The 18,517-nt window shown below is 34.3% G+C and carries 15 protein-coding genes; 8 read left to right on the top strand and 7 right to left on the bottom strand.

Annotation, left to right across the window (positions count from 1 at the left end; translation table 11 throughout):
• Nucleotides 1–35: 35 nt before the first annotated feature.
• From porN (PQ462_RS04300) to topA, 7 genes are all read right to left on the bottom strand, one after another.
• Entirely contained in the window at nucleotides 36–1,025 is a 990-nt protein-coding gene (gene porN, locus PQ462_RS04300; RefSeq protein ID WP_274253710.1) for a type IX secretion system ring protein PorN/GldN, read from the bottom strand.
• A 199-nt stretch (nucleotides 1,026–1,224) separates the two neighbouring features.
• Nucleotides 1,225–2,214: a type IX secretion system ring protein PorN/GldN gene (porN, locus tag PQ462_RS04295; protein WP_012023932.1), complete on the bottom strand. Its 990-nt coding sequence runs from the start codon at nucleotides 2,212–2,214 to the stop codon at nucleotides 1,225–1,227.
• Between the two features lie 44 nt (nucleotides 2,215–2,258).
• A complete protein-coding gene (gene porM / locus PQ462_RS04290) occupies nucleotides 2,259–3,800 on the bottom strand; it encodes a type IX secretion system motor protein PorM/GldM (protein ID WP_012023931.1) in 1,542 nt (513 codons plus the stop codon).
• Between the two features lie 51 nt (nucleotides 3,801–3,851).
• Entirely contained in the window at nucleotides 3,852–4,499 is a 648-nt protein-coding gene (gene porL, locus PQ462_RS04285; protein ID WP_121362161.1) for a type IX secretion system motor protein PorL/GldL, read from the bottom strand.
• An 81-nt stretch (nucleotides 4,500–4,580) separates the two neighbouring features.
• Nucleotides 4,581–5,975, bottom strand: a complete 1,395-nt coding sequence (gene porK, locus PQ462_RS04280; RefSeq protein ID WP_012023929.1) for a type IX secretion system lipoprotein PorK/GldK — start codon at nucleotides 5,973–5,975, stop codon at nucleotides 4,581–4,583.
• 263 nt (nucleotides 5,976–6,238) lie between these two features.
• Nucleotides 6,239–7,390, bottom strand: a complete 1,152-nt coding sequence (locus PQ462_RS04275; protein WP_012023928.1) for a formimidoylglutamase — start codon at nucleotides 7,388–7,390, stop codon at nucleotides 6,239–6,241.
• Nucleotides 7,391–7,393: 3 nt separating this feature from the next.
• Nucleotides 7,394–9,913 carry a type I DNA topoisomerase gene (topA, locus tag PQ462_RS04270; protein ID WP_274252477.1) on the bottom strand — a complete coding sequence of 840 codons (2,520 nt, stop codon included), beginning with the start codon at nucleotides 9,911–9,913 and terminating at the stop codon, nucleotides 7,394–7,396.
• A 323-nt stretch (nucleotides 9,914–10,236) separates the two neighbouring features.
• On the opposite strand from topA, the gene miaB reads away from it, so the two are divergent.
• The 8 genes from miaB to groL all read left to right on the top strand — a co-directional run bounded on the left by miaB (nucleotide 10,237) and on the right by groL (nucleotide 18,445).
• The gene (miaB, locus tag PQ462_RS04265; protein ID WP_274252476.1) at nucleotides 10,237–11,682 is read left to right on the top strand and encodes a tRNA (N6-isopentenyl adenosine(37)-C2)-methylthiotransferase MiaB; all 1,446 of its coding nucleotides are present in this window, start codon (nucleotides 10,237–10,239) and stop codon (nucleotides 11,680–11,682) included.
• Between the two features lie 84 nt (nucleotides 11,683–11,766).
• Entirely contained in the window at nucleotides 11,767–12,138 is a 372-nt protein-coding gene (locus PQ462_RS04260; RefSeq protein WP_274252475.1) for a GxxExxY protein, read from the top strand.
• Between the two features lie 133 nt (nucleotides 12,139–12,271).
• Nucleotides 12,272–13,531, top strand: coding sequence for a sigma-54 interaction domain-containing protein (locus PQ462_RS04255; RefSeq protein WP_274252474.1), 1,260 nt, complete (start codon nucleotides 12,272–12,274; stop codon nucleotides 13,529–13,531).
• Between the two features lie 97 nt (nucleotides 13,532–13,628).
• Nucleotides 13,629–14,147 (top strand): LptE family protein, encoded by a 519-nt coding sequence (locus tag PQ462_RS04250; RefSeq protein ID WP_149208368.1) that lies wholly within the window; start codon nucleotides 13,629–13,631, stop codon nucleotides 14,145–14,147.
• A 121-nt stretch (nucleotides 14,148–14,268) separates the two neighbouring features.
• Complete coding sequence (locus tag PQ462_RS04245; RefSeq protein ID WP_274252473.1) at nucleotides 14,269–15,969, top strand: tetratricopeptide repeat protein; 1,701 nt, start codon at nucleotides 14,269–14,271, stop codon at nucleotides 15,967–15,969.
• A gap of 4 nt (nucleotides 15,970–15,973) precedes the next feature.
• The gene (secG, locus tag PQ462_RS04240) at nucleotides 15,974–16,312 is read left to right on the top strand and encodes a preprotein translocase subunit SecG (protein ID WP_012023921.1); all 339 of its coding nucleotides are present in this window, start codon (nucleotides 15,974–15,976) and stop codon (nucleotides 16,310–16,312) included.
• A 140-nt stretch (nucleotides 16,313–16,452) separates the two neighbouring features.
• The gene (locus PQ462_RS04235) at nucleotides 16,453–16,728 is read left to right on the top strand and encodes a co-chaperone GroES (protein WP_012023920.1); all 276 of its coding nucleotides are present in this window, start codon (nucleotides 16,453–16,455) and stop codon (nucleotides 16,726–16,728) included.
• An 85-nt stretch (nucleotides 16,729–16,813) separates the two neighbouring features.
• Nucleotides 16,814–18,445, top strand: a complete 1,632-nt coding sequence (gene groL, locus PQ462_RS04230; RefSeq protein WP_012023918.1) for a chaperonin GroEL — start codon at nucleotides 16,814–16,816, stop codon at nucleotides 18,443–18,445.
• Nucleotides 18,446–18,517: the final 72 nt, after the last annotated feature.

Raw genomic sequence — 18,517 nt, 5'->3', positions numbered from 1 at the left:
AGCAAGAGTTTTTTGTATAATTTGGATTTAAACACTTAGTAATTCCACATATCTTCTTCAAAGTTGCGAATCTTCTCTTTTACCCTTTCAGATTCTAACAATTGACTTTGTGCATTGTCTTTAATGTAATCTTTAATTTCACGGTCTCCGTATACGTTTTCTTCTTTATAGATAACCGCATTAAAACGTCTTGAATTTAAGATTTGATCAAACGAAATAGGAAGCGCAGAGTTTTTATCATTAAAGGCTTTTGCTTCATGCAGCACTTCCCGCGCATTAGGAAAGAAAACCCAAAACAGTTCTATATAGTCCTTTTCATCGCTATTCATCGTATAGACATCAGGAGTTACAGGACAAATTCCCAGCAGACGATATTTTAATTCACTCTGGCGTTTATCAAAATACCAGTAACCTTTAATTTTATATTGTGAAACATCGGCAGCAGTAAGATCCTGCTTTAAGATATACTCAGCAGGAATCGTTCTTGTAGGACCTACTGTTTGATCAACATAGCTGACTACTTTTTTCTTACCCGTTCCTGTCACTACTTTTTTCTTAACAACCCGTGTTCTGAAATCATCGGGATATTGATTAACAAGTTCTCTACCAGCATCTGTAGTATCAACACGAGTCAAAGATCCTTCAATATCTTTTAGTGATTTTTTGGTATTAAAATAACTATCTGTATAAACTTCAGTTATTCTGCCATTTCGAATGGCCTTGGTTAGAACATCATAAAGAGAACGTCTTTCAGGTCCAATATTCACAGTATCTACCGGGAAATATAATGGAAAATTGATTTTCTCATTTAAATCGATAATTTCCCAAGTTGTCTTTGCCATTAAAACATCCCTGTCATCTACATAACCATAAGCCAAAGGCTTGTCGTTATCAGAAATTTGCTGTGCTGCAGTTTTATGCCCTATTTGATCAGCTGTTTTAGCATTTAATAAATTAGATTGTGCATTGCAGACAAATCCATTGACAAGGGTAAAACCAGCAATTAAAAAATTCCTTACTTTCATCATGATAAATATTATAAGAAATTAAACGTAATTTTATATTTAATATTGTTATTTTTCTTACATAAATCAAAATTACTAAAAAGTAATTTAAAATTGAGCAGTATTTTTGTTTTTATAAAAAGACTAAAAACAGCATAAAAACAAAAAACTCTTACTACAAAGGTAGTAAGAGTTTTTTAAATATTTTATTTTCAGATACTTAGTAATTCCACATATCTTGTTCGAAGTTACGAATCTTCTCTTTTACTCTTTCAGATTCTAACAATTGATTTTGTGCATTGTCTTTCATGTAATCACTAATAGCTCTATCTCCGTAAAGGTTTTCCTCTTTGTAGATCACCGCATTAAAACGTCTAGAGTTTAGTATTTGATCGAAAGAAATTGGAAGTGCTGAATTGTTGTCGTTAAAAGCTTTTGCTTCATGCAGTACTTCACGAGCATTTGGGAAGAAAATCCAAAACAATTCAATATAATCTTTCTCGTCACTATTCATTGTATAAACGTCTGGAGTTACAGGACAAAGTCCAAGTAAACGATATTTCAATTCACTCTGGCGTTTGTCAAAATACCAGTACCCTTTAATTTTGTACTGTGTAACATCAGCAGAAGTAAGATCTTGTTTTAAGATATACTCAGCAGGAACCGTTCTTGTTGGACCAACTGTTTCATCTACATAAGTAACAACTTTCTTTTTACCGCTTCCAGTAACTACTTTTTTCTTCACAACACGTGATTTGTAGTCATCTGGATATTGGTTGATAAGTTCTCTACCAGCATCTGTAGTATCAATACGAGATAATGCACCCTGGATGTCTTTCATAGATTTTTTAGTATTGAAATAACTATCAGCATAAACTTCAGTTATTTTGCCTTTTGTGATGGCTTTCGTTAAAACGTCATAAAGAGAACGTCTATCAGAACCAATATTAGCTGTATCTACAGGAAAATACATTGGAAAGTTGATTTTTTCATTTAAATCAATGATTTCCCAAGTAGTTTTACCCATCAAGATATCTCTATCATCAACATAACCGTAAGCTAAAGGCTTATCATTATCTGAGATAAGCTGCGCAGGAGTTTTAAGTCCGATCTGAGCAGGAGTTTTTGCATTAAGCAAATTAGATTGCGCATTAGAAGCAAAACCTCCAGCGATAGAAACAATAGCTATTAAAAAATTTCTTACTTTCATCGTGGTATCATTATAAGATATTGAACGTAGTTTTAACTACTTTATTATTGTATTTCGTAAATTACCGGAGCAGTTCTTGGTAATAAATAACTACCAGCTCCAACAAGTTTAGTTTTAATTTCAGAAATAGTAACTTGGTCTCCTTTACCAGCTCTTGCAAGAACTGATTTACATTGTGCATTCATTTTATTACCAGTAACAACAACAGTAGGCTGTCCAGCAATTTTCATATTGAATCCAACAACATCTAAACCAACTTCAAAATCAAAATCAAGTAATTTAGCACCAATAGTAGCAATTTCTAAGTTAGATTTAGGACCTTTAACAACTCCCATTTCACCTCTAATTGTACCTGTTGGACCAGGAATACCTTTAATTCTGAATGTTTTCTTATCTGTTACTTTATCTCCGTTTGGTAATGTACCAGTTACAGAAATTGTAGCCTCAGTACCTTGACCTGGGCTCATGTTATATTTTCCTGGTTTTCCTGCAGAAGATAATCCCGGAGCACTTGCAACAATTTTGTTAGCATCAACACCAGCGAATGATACAGAGATTGGGTTAACAACACCTCTATAAACTACATTCATTTTATCAGCAGAAATTGTAGCTGAGTTTGGTCTAGGAACTACAACATATTTTCCAGAGAATTTTAAAGGAATGTTTTTACCATCTTCTAAGAAAGTAAATTGTCCGTTAATATCTTGTTCTCCTACTCCACCAGCAGTTAAAGAGATTACTGCTTGTCCGTTAACAATTTGTCCAGGACCTTGGAAAGAAGTTGGTTTTGTGTTTTCGTCATAACGTCCTAAAACTACCTTACCAGTTACTTTTTCACCTTGGAAATAAGCATTTTTGTCTAAAACAACAATTGCCTGGTAGTTGCTGTAAGAAGCAGCAGCTACTGCAGCTTTACCTAATGCACTGTTGTAAACGTCAGCTTCAGTTTTCTTAACGTCATTTTGCCAAGCTGAAAGTTTTGCAGCTGAAGCGATCGCAGGAAATCCTTTGAAGTGGTATGCTAAGTATTTTTCTTTAATACCTTCTTTGTTTTTTACGTCAGAAACATCAAATTTTTTCTCAACCTCAGAAATAATTCCAGCATATTTTTTATCTGTACCTAAAGCAGCTTTAATATCTGATTTATATTTCTCGATTTTAGCGATAATTTCATTACCTTTTTTAGTGTAACCGTCTCCTGTAAACCAGTCATCGATGTTATCACCTCTATCCATAGCTTCGTATGGCATTTTTCCAGTTTCTTTATCAACTTCAAAACCTTTTACAGCCTGAGTTTTTAAAGTACCGATGTAATCGTAGAATTCTTTTGAAGCAGCCTGAACTTTGTGAGCTGTTTCTGCAGCTTTAGCAAATTCTCCTTTTGCTTCAGCAGCTTTTTGATCTAAAGATGTCAACAAACTTTCATTTGTTGTAACTGAAGATGTATTTGCAGCTTCGAATTTTTCATTCATCAAACCAAAAGCAGAAATAACTTCTTTTGATACGTTCATTGCTAACATTGCGATGAAAACCAGATACATCAGGTTAATCATCTTCTGTCTAGGGGTTAATTTTCCTCCTGCCATTTTTGTCTAATTAGTTCTTATTAATAAATGTAATATCTAGTTAAAAACTAATTATCCTTTGTTACTCATTGCAGAAAGCATACCACCGTAAACGCTGTTTAAAGAAGCGATGTTTGCAGTCATAGAAGCCATTTGCTCTTTTAACTTAGCAGCGTTCTCAGCAATTTCGCTGTTTGCTTGTGCATTTCTTGAAGCACTTTCTAATTGAACTTTATATAAACTGTTTAATGATTCCATTTGTGCAGCTGCCATAGACATTTCTTCAGCATATTTCTTTTGACCTGCGATTGAATCTACAGTTGGAGAAATTGCTTTTGCAGCTCCTTCGAAGTTTTTGATGCTGTTTCCTAAGCTTGCCATTAACTCACCGTCAACTTTAGCTTCTTTTAGCATTGCATCTAATTTTTGAGACAATAAACCTTGGGCATCAGTTGCAGTTTCCGCTTTAACTTCTTTTTTTCTAGCTTGTCCGTTAGCTAATTCTGGGTAAACTAGAGTCCAATCTAATTCATCCTCAACTGGTTCAAAAGCAGATAACGCAAAGATTAATGCCTCAGTCAAAAGACCGATAGAAAGCATCACTGTCCCTGTTAATGGCCCAATCTCAAAGTGAGTAATTTTGAATAAAGCTCCAACGATTACCACTGCCGCTCCCATACCATAAGCGAAATTCATAACTTTTTTACTTAATAATGCCATAATAATTCTTTTTTAGGTTTTAATTTTAAATAGATTCGATTTGGTTTTTGTATATTGATTTAATTATACACTAAGTTATTATTATTTTCTTCCGCCTCCTGTTACTTGAGTTCCCATGTAATCTTGTACAGTTCTGAAACCAATGTAGCTTCTTGCAGAATCAGCATATTCGTGATCGCGAGTACTTACTTGCAGGAAGTAAGCAACATCTTTCCAAGATCCTCCACGAACAACTTTTCTTTGGTTGTTTCCATCAATTACGTTAGGGTTCATTGTAGAAACATACTCATATGCATTTGGATTGTAAGCCGAATCTGTCCACTCAGAAACGTTTCCTGCCATGTTATATAGTCCATAACCGTTTTGCTCGTAAGATTTTGCTTCAACAGTATATAAAGCCTCGTCTGCAGCGTAATCTCCTCTATTTGGTTTAAAGTTTGCCATGAAGCATCCTCTGTCACTCTTAGTGTAAGGACCTCCCCAAGGGTATGTAGCAGACTCCAGACCACCTCTTGCAGCATACTCCCATTCTGCTTCTGTTGGAAGTCTGAATGCGTTAACTAAATCACGTCCTTTTTTCTTTGATTTAATGTAGCTGTTTTTATTTAAAGTTCTCCAAGCACAAAATGCTTTAGCTTGTTTCCAAGTCACACCTACTACTGGATAATCTCCATAAGCTTTGTGCCAGAAATAATCATTGTGCATTGGCTCATTATATGAATATGCGAAATCTTTAATCCAAACTGTTGTATCAGGATATACATTAACCTGTTCAGTTTTAACGAAGTCTTTTCTTTTTCCAACTTTAGCTTTTGCAGCTGCCTGAATATCCATCCAAGAATAACGGAATTTCAATTTATTTACATCAATTGTTCTTAAACCATTGTATGATTCTTCAATTGGTAAATACATAGAGTCCATTACTTCAGCATAATACTCATCTGGATAAGCTTTAGTATCTCTAATTAATTTTACTTTTTTGTTTAATTTTCTACCAGCATACGGATCATCTTTTGTTCCTACACTATAGTAGTTATCATACATATATTTATCATAAGCCGTCATTTTATCCGGCTCAGAATCATTAAATGCATAATCAGCAATACTACCGCCTTTTTTACCTTTGTCACCAGTACTTTTTTGACCAGTTTCATCAGCTAAAATAGCAAGACGAACTCTCATTGTAGAATCTTTTACCCACTCTACAAATTGACGGTACTCACTATTAGTGATCTCAGTTTCGTCCATATAAAACGAGCGAACAGTTACAGTTCTTGTTGGAGCATCTTCTACATTAGCTAAGTCACCATCAGATTTACCCATAATAAAAGATCCACCCGGAACCAAAGTCATTCCATACGGTTTTTCAGGATGCCATTTCCCTCCTGTAACACCAACTAATTCACCTTTGTCACCTGACTTACCACAGCCGATTACTAGTGTTAACATTGCTGCAAATGCAATAAACTTCTTCATATAAATTTGGATTATCTATTCATTACTAAAAGTCCGTAAACGTATTTATTATTTATCTAAAAAACAATACCTATTTGCGAATTTTCTTTTACCGTTCAAAAATAATGTTAAATAAAATAAAAAAAAAATATTTCCTCGATAAACTGATTAAAAAAATCGACGTAAAACGTTAAATTTTATAATAAATACACCTTTTCTTACTAATAATTTTAACTTATTTTCCTAAAAATTAAATATTTTAAGATTTCTTTCGAAATTTTCTTCTACAAAGCGTTTTTTCGCTGTGCTTTCCACCATCTTTCTGGCAATTCTTGATTGCAAGCCGACAAATATTCGTCGTAAGAACATGGTAATAACGTATTTCTTTTTAATTTATTGCTGCCGTTTGTTTCGAATGGAATTTCGATCCACCAACGCTCAGTTTTGTCACTTTTATAAAACACAAGCTCCTCTTCTTCCAGCGGAACAATGTATTTTAAATAGTTTGTTCTGCTTCCAAACGGATATTCTTTTGATCTGTAATGATATCCTTCTATAAAATACCAGATTATCTGAGCCATTATAGGAGATTCAGGCAATGTACTATTATGATTAAAGATTCCGAAAGAAGAAACTTTATCGCTTATTCCGGCATATCTGGCCAGAGAGCAAATCTCTTTTCCATTAAAACCATTCGGCTCAAAAGAAACCATATTTCCTGATGCAGAAGACTTTACAGAATTCAAATCGATACTAACTAAATCTGCATCTCTAAATACAGGCTCTGCCAAAGCAATATTGTTTGAAATTTCACCTAAACGGTAAGCATCAAAAAACAGCTTTTCAATTAAATCAATTTCTTCCTGAGAATTGTAATAAGTCTGATACCCTATATTACAGTAATTAAACAGGTTATTTGGTTCATTAATAATAATCTGCGTTAGGTAAGAATTAGCCGAAACCGATTCATTTTCTTTACCAAAATCAAATTTATTATCTACAGAAACCATATTTACCATTTGCTCTAAATCGTCGTAAGCACGATACAAAGCGTAGGTTAAATCCTGAGAACCTCCCAGGACTATAGGAATGACTTTATTCTTAATTAAAGCAGCCACAACTTTTTTTACTGCAAAATAAGTATCCTCTACAGAATCGCCCGCAAGAATATCTCCTAAATCTGCAATTGATGCATCCCAGTTACCAGGAAACATTCCGTAAAGCTTTTTACGAACTGCGGTTAGGTTAACTTCATTAACCATATTAATGTTGCGTCGATCTTCGAGAACACCTACGATCGCAATATTAATTTTGCTGATATCCGGAAATTGATCCTGAGTATGCAAAACAATTTTGCTGCCCAGTTCTTGTGTAGACAATGAACTAATGAATTTTAAAATTCCGTCATTTAAAGGCTCTAGAAAGTCAAATTCCATTCTTTATTTCTTTTTTGCTGGTGCTTTTTTAGCGGTTGTAGTTTTTTTAGCAGCTGTGGTTTTCTTTGCTGCTGTTTTTTTAGCCGGCGCTTTTTTCTCGATCATTTCCTGAACTTCTGCCAATGTTAATTTTGTCGCATCAACATCTTTACTTAATTCAATTTTGATTTTACCTTTTAAAATAACTGAACGTCCCCAGCGGGCTTTTTCAACTACAATTCCTTCTTCTTCCCAATTGTGAAGAACTTTATCAATATTCTTTTGTAATTTATCTTCAATTAATTCTTCAACATCTGCCTGAGATAAATTATCGAAATTGTATTTTTTGCTCACATTTACAAAAAGACCGTTCCATTTAATAAAAGGACCAAAACGTCCCACACCTTTTTGAACTGCTTCTCCTTTGTAAACAGCAATTGGCGCATCAGCAAGTGCTTTTTCGTCAATTAATTCCTTAGCTCTTTCTTTTGTAACATTCAAAGGATCTTCACCGCGAGGTAATGAAATAAACACACTTCCGTGACGAACATACGGACCGTAACGACCATTGCTCACTTCTACTTCTTCTCCTTTATATTCTCCTAAATTTTTAGGAAGCAAGAATAAATTCAAAGCTTCTTCAAGTGTGATATTTCCAATATTTTGATCTGCCATCAGGCTGGCAAACTTTTTATCTTCATCGTCTGCTTCTCCAATTTGAGCCATTGGTCCAAATTTTCCTAAACGAACAGAAACTTGTCTTCCATCTGCATCTTTTCCTAAAATTCTTTCACCGCTTTCACGTTCAGCATTAGCTTCAACTTCTTTTACATTTGGGTGAAATTTATTGTAGAAATCCTGCATCATGATTGCCCAGTCGATATTTCCTTCGGCAATTTCATCAAAATCCTGCTCAACTTTTGCAGTAAAATTATAATCTAAAATATTCCCAAAATTCTTAACTAAGAAATCTGTTACGATAGTACCAATATCAGTAGGAACCAACTTCCCTTTATCAGAACCAGTATTTTCTTTTAAAAGCTTCTCACCTACTTTACTATTTTGTAAAGTCAGCTGTGTATAGTTACGTTCCTGACCTTCAAGCGTTCCTTTTTCAACATAATTTCTATTGATAATTGTTGAAATAGTAGGCGCATAAGTTGACGGACGTCCGATACCAAGTTCCTCTAATTTTTTAACCAAAGATGCCTCTGTGTAACGTGCAGGCGGTCTTGAATATCGTTCTGTAGCTGTAATATAGTTATTAGCCAGCTTTTCGTTTACTTTTAAAGCCGGAAGCATTCCTTCCTGCTCTTCCTCATCATCATCATGACCTTCTAAATACACTTTTAAGAAACCTTCAAAAAGCAAAACTTCTCCAGAAGCTGTAAAAAGCTCATCATGATTATCAGTTTCAATTTTTACGTTTGTTCTTTCAAGCTGTGCATCGCTCATTTGAGATGCTAAAGTTCTTTTCCAGATCAAATCGTACAAACGAGCCTGATCACGATCGATATTTACAGTATGGCGTGACATATCTGTCGGACGAATTGCTTCGTGTGCTTCTTGTGCTCCTTTGCTTTTTGTTGCAAAAGTTCTCGGTTTAGAAAATTCTTTTCCATAAGATTTTATGATTTCTGCTTGTGCAGCATCCATTGCTTCTTTAGAAAGGTTTACCGAGTCAGTTCTCATATAAGTAATAAGTCCCGCTTCGTACAAACGCTGTGCTAACTGCATGGTAATTCCAACCGGCAGGTATAATTTTCTTGCCGCTTCCTGCTGCAACGTAGAAGTTGTAAAAGGTGCTGTTGGAGATTTTTTGGTAGGTTTAGTTTCTAAATCGGCTACCTTATATTTAGAACCGATGTTTTTGTTTAAGAAATCTTCGGCTTCTTTTTTTGTATTGAAGTTTTTTGGCAGTTTTGCTTTAAAAGCTTTTCCAGCTTCGTTTACAAATTCAGCAACAATTGAGTAAGTTGCCACTGCATTAAAACTTTGAATTTCGCGTTCTCTTTCAACAATCAAACGTACAGAAACAGATTGTACACGACCTGCAGAAAGTCCGCCTTTAATTTTTCTCCACAAAACCGGAGATAATTCATAACCCACTAAACGATCTAATACTCTTCTCGCTTGTTGTGCATTTACTAAATTATAATCAATTTCTCTTGGATTGTCAATTGCTTTAAGAATCGCAGATTTTGTAATCTCGTGAAAAACAATACGTTTAGTCTTTTTTGTATCCAGTTTTAATTCTTCCGCCAAGTGCCATGAAATAGCCTCTCCCTCGCGGTCCTCATCGGATGCTAACCAAACCGTTTCGGCATTTTTAGATAGCGATTTTAGTTTCGTTACCAAGGCTTTTTTATCCGGGGAAACTTCATATTTAGGTTTAAAACCATTCTCTACATCTACCCCTATTTCCTTGGATGGTAAGTCTGCTATGTGACCATAACTTGACTCCACCTGAAAATCACTCCCAAGAAATTTCTCGATCGTTTTCGCCTTTGCAGGTGACTCCACTATTACTAAATTCTTTGCCATTGCTCTTATTTTCTGCAACAAAAGTATTTATTTTTTTTAAATATTAACCTTACGAATGCATTTTTGAGGTATTTTGATATTATGAAACTTAAAATTGCAGATTTATCTGTAATATTCTGCATTATATATATAGGTATAACTTTTATCAGATTCTAACCAAGAAATTTCTTTATTTTAGAATTCCAATTTTAGATTCAAGATTATCTCATCAAAATCTTTTTCGTTCTACGATCTATAATCTGCAATCTAAAATCTAAAATTCTTTTCTGCCATCTTGTCATATTGACCGTATTTACGCTATCTTTGCACTTTGAATTTTTACAATGGAAAAGATTATTGAAGAAAGCAAACAAGGTGAAAGTCTTGTTTTAGAAAATAAACCTGAGAATACTAAAAAACTATTTATAGAGAGTTACGGCTGTGCGATGAATTTTTCGGACAGTGAAGTCGTAGCTTCCATTTTATCTGACGGAGGATATAACACTACTTCTGTTTTGGAAGAAGCCGATTTGGTTTTGGTAAACACTTGCTCAATCCGAGACAAAGCTGAGCAAACTATTCGTAAACGTCTTGAAAAATACAATGCTGTAAAACGCACAAATCCGAAAATGAAAGTGGGTGTTTTAGGCTGTATGGCTGAGCGTTTAAAAAGTCAGTTCTTGGAAGAAGAAAAAATAGTTGATCTTGTTGTTGGTCCAGATGCTTATAAAGATCTTCCAAATTTATTGGCCGAAGTTGAAGAAGGACGCGACGCCATCAATGTAATTTTATCAAAAGAAGAAACTTACGGAGATATTTCGCCGGTTCGTTTAATGAGTAACGGAATCACCGCTTTGGTTTCTATCACCCGCGGGTGCGATAATATGTGTACGTTTTGTGTTGTACCTTTTACACGCGGACGCGAACGCAGCCGTGAGCCTCAAAGTATCATGGCTGAAATTCAGGATTTATGGAGCAAAGGCTTTAAAGAAATTACACTTCTTGGGCAAAACGTTGATAGCTACCTTTGGTATGGCGGCGGTTTAAAAAAGGATTTCGTAAACGCTTCTGAAATACAAAAAGCAACTGCGGTTGATTTTGACCAATTATTAGAAATGGTTGCTGTTGGTTTTCCAAAAATGCGTATTCGATTTTCGACTTCAAATCCGCAGGATATGCACGAAAGTATTCTGCATGTAATGGCAAAATATCCAAATATCTGCAAACATATTCACTTGCCAGTTCAATCTGGAAGCAATAGAATTTTAAAAGAAATGAATCGTCTGCATTCTCGTGAAGAATATATGGCTTTGATTGACAAAATCAGAGCTATTGTTCCAGATGCTTCGATTTCGCAGGATATGATTGCCGGTTTCCCAACAGAAACAGAAGAAGATCACCAAGATACAATGAGTTTGATGGAATATGTAAAATATAATTTCGGTTATATGTATTCGTATTCTGAACGTCCCGGAACTTTGGCTGGAAGAAAAATGAAAGATGATGTTGAAGAAGAAACCAAAGCCAGAAGACTTCAGGAAATTGTTGATTTACAGCAAAAACATGCTTGGTTTAGAAGTGAGGAATTTGTTGGAAAAACAGTTGAAGTTTTAGTAGAAAAAGTTTCTAAAAAATCTAAAGAAGAATTCTCTGGAAGAAACTCTCAAAGTATTACGGTAGTTTTTCCAAAGGAGAATTATAAAATTGGAGATTTCGTAAACGTAAAAATCACAAGCTGTACTTCTGGCACTCTGAAAGGAGAAGCTGTAGGGCTTAGCAGCATGAATTAATTTTTTGCCACAGATTAAAAGGATTAGAAAGATTTTTTTTAATATTTTTCTTACTTTTAAGTTTTGGTTAAAATTTAATATTTTATGCAGCATTATAGAGAAAAAGAAACTTACAAGATTATTGGAATTTGTATGGAAGTGCATCGAAATCTTGGACCAGGTTTATTAGAAGTAGTTTATAAAGATGCTTTAGAATTAGAATTTAAAGAAAATAACATTCCTTTTGAAAGAGAAAAAGAATATTCAATTGAATATAAAGGAACTATTTTGCCTCATAAGTTTTATGCTGATTTTATAATCAATGAAGATATTGTTTTAGAGGTAAAAGCAATCAAAGAATTTTCAAATGAACATATTGCCCAAATTTTAAACTATATTAAATTATCAAATTCAGAAGTAGGATTGCTTATTAATTTTCAAACAAAATCTTTACAATACAAAAGATATATTTTATAATTTAGGGAATCTGTGTTAATCACTTTAATCTGTGGCAAAAGATAAAAAATTATAAGCCAAAAAGTTTAAAAGTTAAAGGTCAAAGCACAAAACTTGTGACCTGAAACAATTAAAAACTTGAAACAAAATCGATATGGAAACAGTTCAAGCAATAAAACAACGATTTGAAATTATTGGTAATGACCCGAAATTAAATCGCGCTATCGAAAAAGCCATTCAGGTTGCTCCAACTGATATTTCGGTTATGGTAACTGGGGAAAGTGGTGTTGGTAAAGAAAACATTCCTAGAATTATACATTCGCTTTCGCATAGAAAGCATGGTAAATATATTGCCGTAAACTGCGGTGCAATTCCGGAGGGAACTATAGACAGTGAACTTTTTGGTCACGAAAAAGGCGCTTTTACAGGTGCAACAAGCACACGTGAAGGTTATTTTGAAGTGGCTGATGGCGGAACAATATTTCTTGATGAAGTTGGTGAATTGCCATTGACAACTCAGGTAAGATTACTTCGTGTACTTGAAAATGGTGAATTTATTAAAGTAGGTTCATCTCAGGTTCAAAAAACAAATGTTCGTATTGTTGCAGCAACCAACGTGAATTTATTCAACGCAATCGAAAAAGGAAAATTCCGTGAAGATTTGTACTATCGTTTAAGTACAGTCGAAATCACTTTACCGCCTTTACGCGAGCGAAATGATGATATTCATTTATTATTTAGAAAATTTGTAGCCGATTTTGCTCATAAATACAAAATGCCTCCTTTAAAATTAGATGACGATGCTGTTCATCTTCTGCAAAAATTTAGATGGAATGGAAACATCCGCCAGCTTCGAAATGTAGCAGAGCAGATTTCGGTTTTAGAAACCAACCGTGACATTTCAGCTTCTACATTATCTTCATATCTTCCAACTGAGGGAAGTAATCTGCCTTCCGTTATAAACGACAGTAAAAAGGAAAGCGATTTTACTACCGAAAGAGACATTTTATACAAAGTGCTTTTTGACATGAGAAGCGACTTGAATGATTTGAAAAAACTGACTTTAGAATTAATGAAGAATGGGGGAAGTTCTAAAATGCAGGATATTAATCCGAATTTGATTCAAAAGATATACGGTTCTCAGGAAAATGACAGTGAAATTGATTTTGAAGAAGAACCAAGAACAGCTGTTATGACACCGGCAGTTCGTGAAGAAAGCTATCAAATTCCGGATGACAATTATTTGTTTGCCGAAACTATTGAAGAAGAAGAAGTTTTACGTTTAGAACAAAAAGAAATCGAAATGATCAAAAAATCATTAGAGAAAAACAAAGGAAAACGAAAAGCTGCTGCTGATGAACTGGGAATCTCAGAAAGAACTTTATATAGAAAAATTAAACAATTTGATTTGTAATTTCCTGTAAAGAAGTTAAAACTCAAAAATGTTTTAAACGAAATGAATATCTTTGACCCTAGCCTCAGCAAAATGGCGAAGCAATCCTTAAAACAAAATGAAACACTTAAAATATCTTTTACTATTATTAGTCGCAACAACCTTTAGCGGATGCGGCGTTTATAACTTTACAGGAGCAAGTCCAATAGATGCAAAAACATTTCAGGTAAGCTTTTTCCACAACAATGCTGATTTAATTGAACCCGGAATTGACAGGGATTTTACATTAGCATTGCAGGATTTAATTATGAATCAGACCAATTTAAACTTGGTAAGCAATGGCGGAGAACTAGCCTATGAAGGTGAAATAGTTGATTATAGAATCACACCAATGACAGCAACAGCTGTAACATCAACAGGTGATGTCGGCGCGGCACAAAACCGTTTAACTATTCGTATTAATGTAAGGTTCACCAATAAAAAGAAAGAAACTGACGATTTTGAAAAACCTTTTGAATTTTACTATGACTTCCCTGGAGCAAGTCTGCCAACAGGATCTGTATTAAACGAAGCTATTAAAACTATTTTTGAGAGAATAACTCAGGATATTTTTAATGAGTCACTGGCAAAATGGTAATTTTTTGGTTTAACTGTTAAATTGTTTATTCGTTAAATCGATAAATAAAAACAAACGATTAAACAGTTAAACAAATAAACAATTAAACGATTAAACAAAATAAACGATTAAACAATAAATAATGAACGTTACTGATTATACCTACTTAATGAACAAACCCGATGCTATTACAGAAAAGCAGGCAGAAGCATTAGGAAGTGTTTTGAATGAATTTCCATATTTTCAAAGTGCCAGAGCACTTCGACTAAAAGGACTTTACAATCAAAACAGTTTTAAGTATAATTATGCTTTAAAAGTAACTGCAGCTCATACAGCTGATCGTTCGGTTTTATTTGATTTTATAACATCAGAAACTTTCACTTCTATCCAAAACGATTTTTATGATCAAAAATTAAAAGACCTTTTAGAAATTAAAGTTTTTGACAGCGAAGTGGTTACATTTGAAGAAGTTAAAAAAGCTCCGGAAGTTCGTATCGATCCTATTGAACAATCAATTTTAAAATCGATAAAAGAAGCTACAACTGTAGTTTTTGAAGAACCGTCTAAAATTCAGCAAAAAACAGAAGAAACGGAATCTAATACTTTCGCAAAAACAGAAGAACCTGTTATTGAAGAACAACCTACACTGATTATTCCAAGTGAAGAAGAAATATTAAGTACTTTTAAAGAAGTAAACGAAGTTGAAGAAAACCAAGAAGAAGTACTTTCTGAACAGCCAATCGCAATTCTTAATGAAGAAGAAATATTCAACTCATTTAAAGAAGTAACTAAAGACGAAGAAGAAACAACTCAATCTGCAGACAATTCAATTGAAATTTTTGAAGAAGAAGAAACAAACACTTCTGTAGAAAATGAAGAAATAAAAGACAAACCAGTTGAAGGAGTCGTTATTGAATCTGTTATCACTCCAAGTGAAGAAGAAATACTAAATACTTTTAAAGAAGTTACAGAAACTGAAGAGACAGCTTTTGAACCAGCTCCAGAAGAAGAAACAATTGCTGCACCAAGTGAAGAAGAAATATTAGATACATTTAAAAAAGTCGAAGAAGTTGAAGAAAAAACAGCTGATCCAATTATTCAAAAACCAGTTGTGAAAGCTACTTTCTTTGATGAATTTGTAGACGATGAAATCGCAGAAGTACAGATTGACCCAATCGAAAACCCTGTTCTTGTTTCTATAAAAGAAGCTGCAAATGTTACTTTTGAAGAACCAGCAGTTACAGAAGAAGCAAAAACTACTGAAGAACCAGAAGCTGTTGAAGAAATTACTGAAAAAACGGAACTTTTAGAATTTGGAACACCTGAGATTGAAACACCTGAGATTGAAACCTCTGAAATTGAAATTCCAGAAACGGTAAAAGAAGCTCAGGAAAATCTTGAAATAGGAAAACCAATAGATTTTTCTGTCAGCGAAAAACATTCTTTCCAGGAATGGCTTCAACTGGCAAGAGCAGAACCTATTGACCGTAGCGAAAGTGAAAACGGTGAAAAAAAAACCACAGAAACAACTGAAATAGTTACTGTTGAGGAAGAAAAAAAGAAAAAAGCTGAAATTATTGACAGATTTATTGAGACAAATCCAAAAATCTCTCCAATAAAACCAACAATGGCGACTCCTCCTATTCAACTTAATAGTAATGAAGAGGACAATTCATACCTAATGACAGAGACTTTAGCCCGTGTATATTTGGAACAAAAAAAATATACAAAGGCCATACAAGCATATGAAATATTAATTTTGAAATATCCAGAAAAAATTAGTTTCTTTGCAGACCGCATTTCGGATATAAAGATTTTACAACAAAATAACAATAACAATTAATACAATGAGCACATTTTCAATTTTCTTAGTTTTAATCACAATAGTTTGCTTTCTATTGATCGTAGTAATTATGGTACAGAACCCTAAAGGAGGAGGATTATCTTCTACTATCAGTGGAACTCAAATGTTAGGCGGTGTACAAAAAACAACAGACTTTTTAGATAAAAGTACTTGGACATTAGCTACTATTCTGATTGCTTTAATCTTGCTTTCAAGCTTAAGCTTTACTGGAGCTTTAGGTGATACAGGATCTAAAATTATTGAAAAAGGTGAAGCTCCTGCAGCAACTGCACCAGCAGCGCCAGCACAGCAAACTCCTGCTCCGGCAGCACCAGCAAAATAATATTTTTAATATATATTAAAAATGCCAGCCTGTCAAAGCTGGCATTTTTTTTAAGAAAAAATGTCAGTTTATAGAGCATGGCATAATTTCTGAAAGTTTAAAGAACATTAAAAAACGTATAACTATAATAATATAAAATCATGGCCTTAAACATTAAACCGCTTTCAGACAGAGTACTTATTGAGCCTGTTGCTGCTGAAACTAAAACTGCCTCAGGGATTTTTATTCCAGATACTGCCAAAGAAAAACCACAAAAAGGAACTGTTGTTGCAGTAGGAAACGGATCTAAAGACCACACTATGACCGTAAAAGTTGGTGATACTGTACTTTATGGTAAATACGCAGGAACAGAATTAAAACTGGAAGGAACTGATTATCTGATCATGCGTGAGGATGATATCTTAGCGATAATCTAAAAACAATAAGTATTAAGTTGTGAGTATCATGAATTAAGACTAAAACAACTTGAAACAAATCAAACTTTAAACAAAAATTAAAAAAATGGCAAAAGATATAAAATTTGATATTGAAGCACGTGACGGATTAAAACGTGGTGTTGATGCATTAGCAAATGCTGTAAAAGTAACTCTTGGACCAAAAGGTCGTAACGTAATCATCGGGAAATCATTTGGTGGACCAACTGTTACTAAAGATGGTGTTTCTGTTGCAAAAGAAATCGAATTAAAAGACCCATTAGAAAACATGGGCGCACAAATGGTAAAAGAAGTTGCTTCTAAAACCAATGATTTAGCAGGTGACGGAACTACAACTGCTACAGTTTTAGCTCAGGCTATCGTAAAAGAAGGTCTTAAAAACGTTGCAGCAGGTGCAAACCCAATGGACTTAAAACGTGGTATCGACAAAGCTGTTGAAACTATCGTGGCTGACTTAGCAAAACAAGCTAAAGTTGTTGGAAGTGATTCTGATAAAATTCAGCAAATTGCTTCTATCTCTGCTAACAATGACGAAGTTATTGGTGAATTAATCGCTACAGCTTTCGCTAAAGTTGGAAAAGAAGGTGTTATCACTGTTGAAGAAGCAAAAGGAACTGATACTTTTGTTGATGTTGTTGAAGGTATGCAGTTTGACAGAGGATACCTTTCTCCTTACTTTGTTACAAACCCTGAGAAAATGGAAGTAGAATTAGACTCTCCATACATCTTATTATACGATAAAAAAGTATCTTCTTTAAAAGAATTACTTCCGGTTTTAGAGCCAGTTGCTCAATCAGGAAAACCATTATTGATTATTGCTGAAGATGTAGACGGAGAAGCGCTTTCTACATTAGTAGTAAACAAATTAAGAGGTGCTCTTAAAATTGCTGCTGTAAAAGCTCCAGGTTTTGGAGACAGAAGAAAAGCAATGTTAGAAGATATCGCAATCTTAACAGGTGGAACTGTAATTTCTGAAGAAAGAGGTTATACGCTAGAAAATACAACTATCGAAATGTTAGGAAACGCAAAAAGAGTTTCTATCGATAAAGATAATACAACTATCGTAAGCGGTGCTGGTGAAGCGGATATCATCAAAAACAGAGTAAACCAAATTAAAGGTCAGATGGAAACTACTACATCTGATTACGATAAAGAAAAATTACAAGAGCGTCTGGCTAAATTAGCCGGAGGTGTTGCAGTTCTTTATGTTGGCGCAGCTTCTGAAGTTGAAATGAAAGAGAAAAAAGACAGAGTTGACGACGCTTTACATGCAACTCGTGCTGCTGTAGAAGAAGGAATCGTTGCTGGTGGAGGTGTTGCTTTATTAAGAGCTAAACTTGCTTTAGCTGACTTAAAAGCAGATAACGCTGACGAAGCAACTGGAATCCAAATCGTTTCTCGCGCGATTGAAGCTCCATTAAGAACTATCGTTGAAAACGCTGGTCTTGAAGGATCTGTTGTTGTGGCTAAAGTTGCTGAAGGTTCTGGCGATTTTGGATATAATGCAAAAACCGACGAATATGTAGATATGCTTAAAGCTGGAATTATCGATCCTAAGAAAGTAACTCGTGTAGCTCTTGAAAACGCTGCATCTGTTTCTGGAATGATCTTAACTACAGAATGTGCATTAATCGATATTAAAGAAGAAAATGCCGGAGGCGGAATGCCAATGGGAGGCGGAATGCCAGGAATGATGTAATTCATTCCCTTCTTAAAACTTAAAAGCGTCAGATTTTTATCTGGCGCTTTTTTTTGTTTGCCACGAATTTCC

Origin of the sequence: Flavobacterium sp. KACC 22758 (assembly GCF_028736135.1) — a bacterium.
GTDB lineage: Bacteria > Bacteroidota > Bacteroidia > Flavobacteriales > Flavobacteriaceae > Flavobacterium > Flavobacterium johnsoniae.
This window is presented reverse-complemented; position numbering and strand designations above follow the sequence as displayed.